The organism is Isoptericola sp. NPDC060257, assembly GCF_042726645.1.
In the GTDB taxonomy this organism is placed as follows: Bacteria; Actinomycetota; Actinomycetes; order Actinomycetales; family Cellulomonadaceae; genus Isoptericola; species Isoptericola nanjingensis.
On record NZ_JBHXAW010000286.1, the window covers coordinates 1 to 5604 of the forward strand.

Sequence of the window (5604 nt, forward strand, 5' to 3'; positions counted from 1 at the left end):
CCTCGCGTCCGGCCACGAACGACAGGCCCTGGCCGCGGAAGGTGCCGGTGTGCTCCCCCGGCGCCCAGTGCGCGTCCAGCTCGGGCCGGTTGAGGTTCATCGCCAGGGGCGTCCCGTAGCCGCCGATCCCCTTGGCGAGGCACACGACGTCGGGGTCGAGCCCCATGCCGTCGAAGCTGAAGTAGCTGCCGGTGCGGCCGCAGCCCACCTGGATCTCGTCGATGACGAACAGCGCCCCGACGTCGCGGGCGAGGCGCTGCACGGCGTGCAGCCACTCGGCGCTCGCCACGTTGACGCCGCCCTCGGCCTGGATCGTCTCGACGACGAACGCGGCCGGGGGCAGCAGGCCGCTCGACACGTCGGCGAGCTGCGCCCGGTAGGCCTCGAGCGACGCGAGACCGCCCCCGGGGGCGGTCTCGAAGGGCAGCCGGTGCACGTTCTCCAGGGGCACCCCGGCGGCCCGGCGGAAGACGTCGTTGCCCGTGAGCGCGAGCGACCCGAGGGTCATGCCGTGGAACCCGTGCGTGAAGGCGACCACCTCCCGCCGCCCGGTGACCTTGCGGGCGAGCTTGAGCGCCGCCTCGACGGCGTTGCTGCCGGTGGGGCCCATGAACTGCAGCCTCATCGTCATGCCGCGCGGCTCCAGCACCGTGGAGACGAACTTCGTGATGAAGTCGCGCTTCGTGGTGGTCGCCATGTCGAGGCTGTGCGCGACACCGTCGGCCTCGAGGAACTCGATCATGGCGCGTTTCATGCGCGGGTTGTTGTGCCCGAAGTTCAGCACCCCCGCGCCGGCGAAGAAGTCGACGTAGCTACGGCCGGCCTCGTCCACCTGCCGCGCGTTCGACGCCGAGGCGAACACCGTGGGGTACGTGCGGCTGTACCCCCGGATCTCGGATTCCCACTTCTCGAAGACCTCCATCAACCAGATGTAGGTGCCCGAGGCCCGCCCCGTCAAGGAACTCGCGGGACGACCTCCGTCACGTTCTGAGGTCCTGGGCCGGGGCCGAAGGTCGCACGGTAGGCGGCGGGCGGGACGCCCAGCGCCCGCGCGAAGTGCTGGCGCAGCGACGCCCCGGTGCCGAACCCGGCCCGGCGCGCGACGACGTCCACGGGGAGGTCGGTGCGTTCCAGCAGGTCGCGCGCCCGCAGCAGGCGCTGCTGCAGGAGCCAGGCCCCGGGCGAGACGCCGACCTCCCTCCGGAACCGGCGGGTGAAGGTGCGGGTGCTCATCGACGCGTGCCGGGCGAGGTCGTCCAGGGAGAGCGGGTCGTCGAGGTGCTCGAGCGCCCACGCCCGCGCGGGGCCGGTGTGGCCCCCGGTCGGCTCGGGCACCGGGGCGTCGACGTACTGCGCCTGGCCGCCGTCGCGGAACGGCGGCACGACGCTCCGGCGGGCGACGTCGTTCGCGACCACCGCGCCGTGGTCGGAGCGGATGAGGTGCAGGCACAGGTCGATGCCCGCCGCCTCGCCGGCCGACGTGAAGACGCGGCCGTCCTCGGTGAACAGCACGTCCGGGTGCAGGTCGACCCTCGGGAACGCCTGCCGGAACCGGTCGGCCGACAGCCAGTGCGTCGTCGCGCGTCGCCCGTCGAGCAGCCCGGCGCGGGCGAGCGCGAACGCCCCGGTGCAGATGGACGCGACCCGCGCGTCCGGGCGGACGGTCGCCAGCAGGCCGGGGGTGACGGCGTCGTCCTCGTCGACGTCGTCCAGCGCGTGCGACGCCGGCACGACGACGGTGTCGGCGAGCGCGAGCACGCCCGGGCCGTGCGGGACGTCGATCGTGAAGTCCGCGTCGGTCCGCACGGGTCCCGTGGCCGCCGCGCACGTGCGCACGTCGTAGAGCCGCTCGCCGCCGGCGTCGCGCGCGACGCCGAAGAGCTGGTGCACCGCGCCGAGCTCGAGCGGCATCACGCCGTCGCGCACCAGCACCGCGACGAGGTGCCGGCGGGGTGCGCGCGTCCGTCTCGCAGGCATGGCTCGATCCTTGCACATCGTGGCCTTCCGGCCGCTGGCCGCCCGGTGGCCCGCCCGGCACCCTGGAAGGACGGGCGGCCGACCGGCGCCTGTCCCCGACGGGAAGGACGGTCCGATGCGGGTGCTGTGGGTGCTGGCCCATCCGGAACCGCGGTCGCTCACGGCGCGACTGCGGGACGAGGGGGTCCGCGCGCTGCGCGGGGCCGGGCACGAGGTGGTCGAGTCCGACCTGTACGCGATGGGCTGGAATCCCGTGGTCACGGCCGCCGACTTCGGCGACGCCGTGGGCGACGGCGACCGGCTCGACGTCGCGGGCGCCTCGGAGCGCGCGCTGCGCGGCGGTACGCTCGCGCCCGACATCCGTGCCGAGCACGACAAGCTCGCCCGGGCCGACACCGTCGTCGTGCAGTTCCCCCTGTGGTGGCACGGCACGCCCGCGATCCTCAAGGGCTGGCTCGACCGGGTGCTGGTGCAGGGCTACGCGTACAACGTGCGCGACGCCGCCGGCCGCACGCGCCGGTACGGCGACGGCGGGCTGGCCGGCCGCCGCGCCCTCGCCGTGGTCACGGTCGGGGCGGGCACCGGGCTCGGCCCGCGCGGCCTGCACGGCGACCTCGCCGAGGTGCTGTTCCCGCTGCTGCACGGCACGTTCTGGTACACGGGCATGCAGGTGGCCGAGCCGGTGCTCGTGCCCGGCGCGAGCCGTCTGGACGACGCCGGCTTCGCCGCGGCCGCGGACGACCTGCGCCGCCGGCTGCTCGCGCTGCCGGACGGGCCCTTCGTGCCCTACCGGCCCCAGGACGGCGGGGACTACGACGGGCGCGGGGAGCTGTGCGACGCGGTGGCGCCCGGCGGCCGCGGGCTGGGCGTGCACCGGCGCGCCTGAGGCGTCGGCGTCAGGTCCGCCGGCGCCGGGGCGGCACGAGGTTCGCGAGCGAGGAGTACCGCGGCACCCAGCGCGCGAGGGCGGCCGCGGACGCGCCGCCCAGCGTGGCGGTGGCCCACACCCCGGCCGCGAGCGAGCCCAGCGCCGCCCCCGCCGACAGGATCAGCGGGCCGAGCGCGTCGCCCGTGTCCTGGAAGAGCCGCCACACGCTGAGGAACGTGGGCCGCACCGCGGCAGGTGCGACGTCGGCGCCCAGCGTCATGACGATGCCCGAGCCCATGCCGTTGCCCACCCCCAGCAGGGCGGCGACCACGGCGAGCGCTCCCGCGGTGTGCGCGAACGGCAGCACCGCCAGCCCCACCGCCATCGTGAGCATGGACGGGACGGCCACCCACAGCCGGCCGAACCGGTCCATCACCTTGCCCGCCGGGTAGAACAGCAGCATGTCCAGGGCGCCCGAGACGCCGAAGACGAGCGACGTCACCTCGGCGTCGAGCCCCAGGTGCTCGCCCCACAGCGGGATGACGGTCTGCCGCGCGCCGCGCACGGCGCTCACGAGCAGGATGGCGACGCCGAGGGTCGCGAACAGCTGGCGGTGCTCGCGCGCGACCGCGGCGATGGACACGCGCGGCCCGCCGGCGGGCCGCGGCAGCGGGGCGTCGGCCCGCGGCTCCGGCCGCACCAGGGCGATCACCAGCACCGCCACCAGGGCCGAACCGGTGCCCAGCCAGAACGCTCCGTGCAGCGACGTCGCCGCGATCACCGCGGCGCCCGCGAACGGCCCCAGGAACAGCCCGATGCGGTGCACCCCCGCGAGCGTCGACATGACCCGCGCCCGCCGCAGCGGCGGCGTGATCTCCGTGAGGTACGCCTGCCGGGCGAGGTTGAAGACGGCGTTCGCCGCGCCGAGGGCGAGCACGCCCAGCGCCAGGCCCCACAGCGCCGAGGACAGCGCGATCGTCGTGAACGCCACGACCGCGACGCTGCCGGCCACCAGCATCGCCACCCGGTCGCCGAGGCGCTGGGAGAGGGCACCGGCCGGCAGGTCGAACGCGATCTTGCCGAGCGGCAGCAGCGCGGCCACGAGCCCGGCGACCGTGAGGGTCGCGCCGCGGCCGGTCGCGGTGACCGCCACGACCGGCAGCAGCGCGCCGATACCGATCTCCAGCACCAGGGTGGGGAGGAACGCCCCGAGGACGACGCTGCGGAACGGGAAGAGGGGCGGGGAGGGCACGCACCCTTCCTATCGCACGGGGCCTGACCGAGGCCCGTCCGTTCACCGACGTCTCGTCACGCGCGCCTCGTCGTGAGGAGCAGCGCCGGCAGGCTGAGCTCCTTCCCCGCGGTGCGCGCGGCGATCTCGGCGTCCGAGACCACCGTGGCCGACCACGCGGGCGCCTCGAACGCCGCGCGCAGCCGGTCGGCGGTCGTGCCCCAGCCCAGCCCGGCGTCCACGGACATCGCGAGCACGGCGACGAGCGCGTCGGACGGGCAGATCGCCTCCAGCCCCGCCACGTAGGCCGCGCGGCCGGCGTCGTCCAGGGTGTGCAGCAGCCCCGAGTCGAGGACGGTCCGCGGCCGGAGGCCCAGGCGGTCGAGCCGGCGCGCGTCCGCGACCTCGAAGCGCACCTCGGCCGGCGGGTCGAGGATCGCCCCCGCGGCCCGCTCCCGCGCGCGGGAGATCGCGTGCGCCGCGGCGTCCACGCCCACCACCCGGTGGCCCGCCCGGGCGACGGCGAGCGCCAGCACGCCCGTGCCGCACCCGACGTCGAGCACCGGGTCGGCGAGCACCGACCGCCGCACGAGCGCCAGGAGCGCCGGCTGCGGGCGGCCGATCTCCCACGGCGGCGGGGCATCGGCGGCGTACAGGGCGTCGAAGTCGTGCACCTGGCGGGCCATCGAGCACCTCCCGCTGCCCATTCTGCGCCCCGCGGCTCCTGGGCGGCGCCTACCGCGCGACCGCTACCCGACGAGGACGGCGAACGGCAGCGCCGCGACGAGCGTGCCGCAAGCGAGCACGACGGTGTCGGTGCGGGTCCATGCCGCCGGCTCCGCCCAGGTGCGGTGGTGGGCGGAGGCGAAGCCGCGGGCGTCCATCGCGACGGACATGGCGGCCGCGTCGCGCAGGGTGGCGGCCAGGACGGCGAACGTCACGGACGCCGCGTGGCGGGCCCGCGAGAGCGGGCCCCGACCGGGCCCGACGCCGCGCGACCGGCGGGCCCGCGACGCCTGCTCCCACACCGCACCGAGCCGCTCGAACCGCTGCAGCGCCGCGGCGACCCCGACGACGAAGCGCGCCGGCAGGCGCAGCCGTTGGCCCAGCTGGTCGGCCAGCGCGCTCGGGTCGACGAGGGGGGCGAGGGCCACGCCCGGCAGCGCGAGCACCGCGATGCGGGCCCCCGCGACGGCGGCCTCCACCGGGTCGCGGCCGCCGAGCAGCCAGGTGCACCACGCCACCGACGCGACGGCGACCACGACCGCGAGGTACCGGGCCGGCGCGCCGGCCCCGCGCGGCAGGAGCACCAGCCCGAAAGCCAGGCAGGCGCCCAGCGCGACGCCGGCGCTCGCGACGTCCCGGACGCCCAGGGAGGCGACCAGCCCGAGCAGCCCGAGCGCCACGAGCACGAGGGCGTTCACGCGCCCCAGCACGCCGGTCATGCCGCCACCGCCTGTCGCTCCCGTGCCGCGCCGCCGAGCCGCACCTGGTGCCCGGCGAGGGCGACGAGGTGCGCGTCGTGGGT

Annotated in this window: 6 protein-coding genes; 1 reads left to right on the plus strand and 5 read right to left on the minus strand. The window is 76.5% G+C overall.

Translation table 11 applies throughout. The features are described 5' to 3' along the window. Nucleotides 1-922, minus strand: a 922-nt coding sequence (locus ACFWEK_RS18165; protein ID WP_430554937.1) for a diaminobutyrate--2-oxoglutarate transaminase, incomplete at its 3' end; no start/stop codon positions are given. 32 nt (nt 923-954) lie between these two features. Further along, a complete protein-coding gene (locus ACFWEK_RS18170) occupies nt 955-1977 on the minus strand; it encodes a GlxA family transcriptional regulator (protein WP_430554938.1) in 1023 nt (340 codons plus the stop codon). A 115-nt stretch (nt 1978-2092) separates the two neighbouring features. Here ACFWEK_RS18170 and ACFWEK_RS18175 point away from each other — a divergent pair, with 115 nt between their 5' ends. Then, nucleotides 2093-2863, plus strand: a complete 771-nt coding sequence (locus ACFWEK_RS18175) for an NAD(P)H-dependent oxidoreductase (RefSeq protein WP_430554939.1) — start codon at nt 2093-2095, stop codon at nt 2861-2863. Between the two features lie 10 nt (nt 2864-2873). Here ACFWEK_RS18175 and ACFWEK_RS18180 read toward each other — a convergent pair whose 3' ends face one another. The 3 genes from ACFWEK_RS18180 to ACFWEK_RS18190 form a co-directional block, all read right to left on the minus strand. Next, nucleotides 2874-4097 carry an MFS transporter gene (locus ACFWEK_RS18180; protein ID WP_430545653.1) on the minus strand — a complete coding sequence of 408 codons (1224 nt, stop codon included), beginning with the start codon at nt 4095-4097 and terminating at the stop codon, nt 2874-2876. A 56-nt stretch (nt 4098-4153) separates the two neighbouring features. Then, nucleotides 4154-4762 carry a class I SAM-dependent methyltransferase gene (locus ACFWEK_RS18185; protein ID WP_430554940.1) on the minus strand — a complete coding sequence of 203 codons (609 nt, stop codon included), beginning with the start codon at nt 4760-4762 and terminating at the stop codon, nt 4154-4156. Nucleotides 4763-4825: 63 nt separating this feature from the next. Beyond that, nucleotides 4826-5521, minus strand: a complete 696-nt coding sequence (locus ACFWEK_RS18190) for an energy-coupling factor transporter transmembrane component T (RefSeq protein WP_430554941.1) — start codon at nt 5519-5521, stop codon at nt 4826-4828. Nucleotides 5522-5604: the final 83 nt, after the last annotated feature.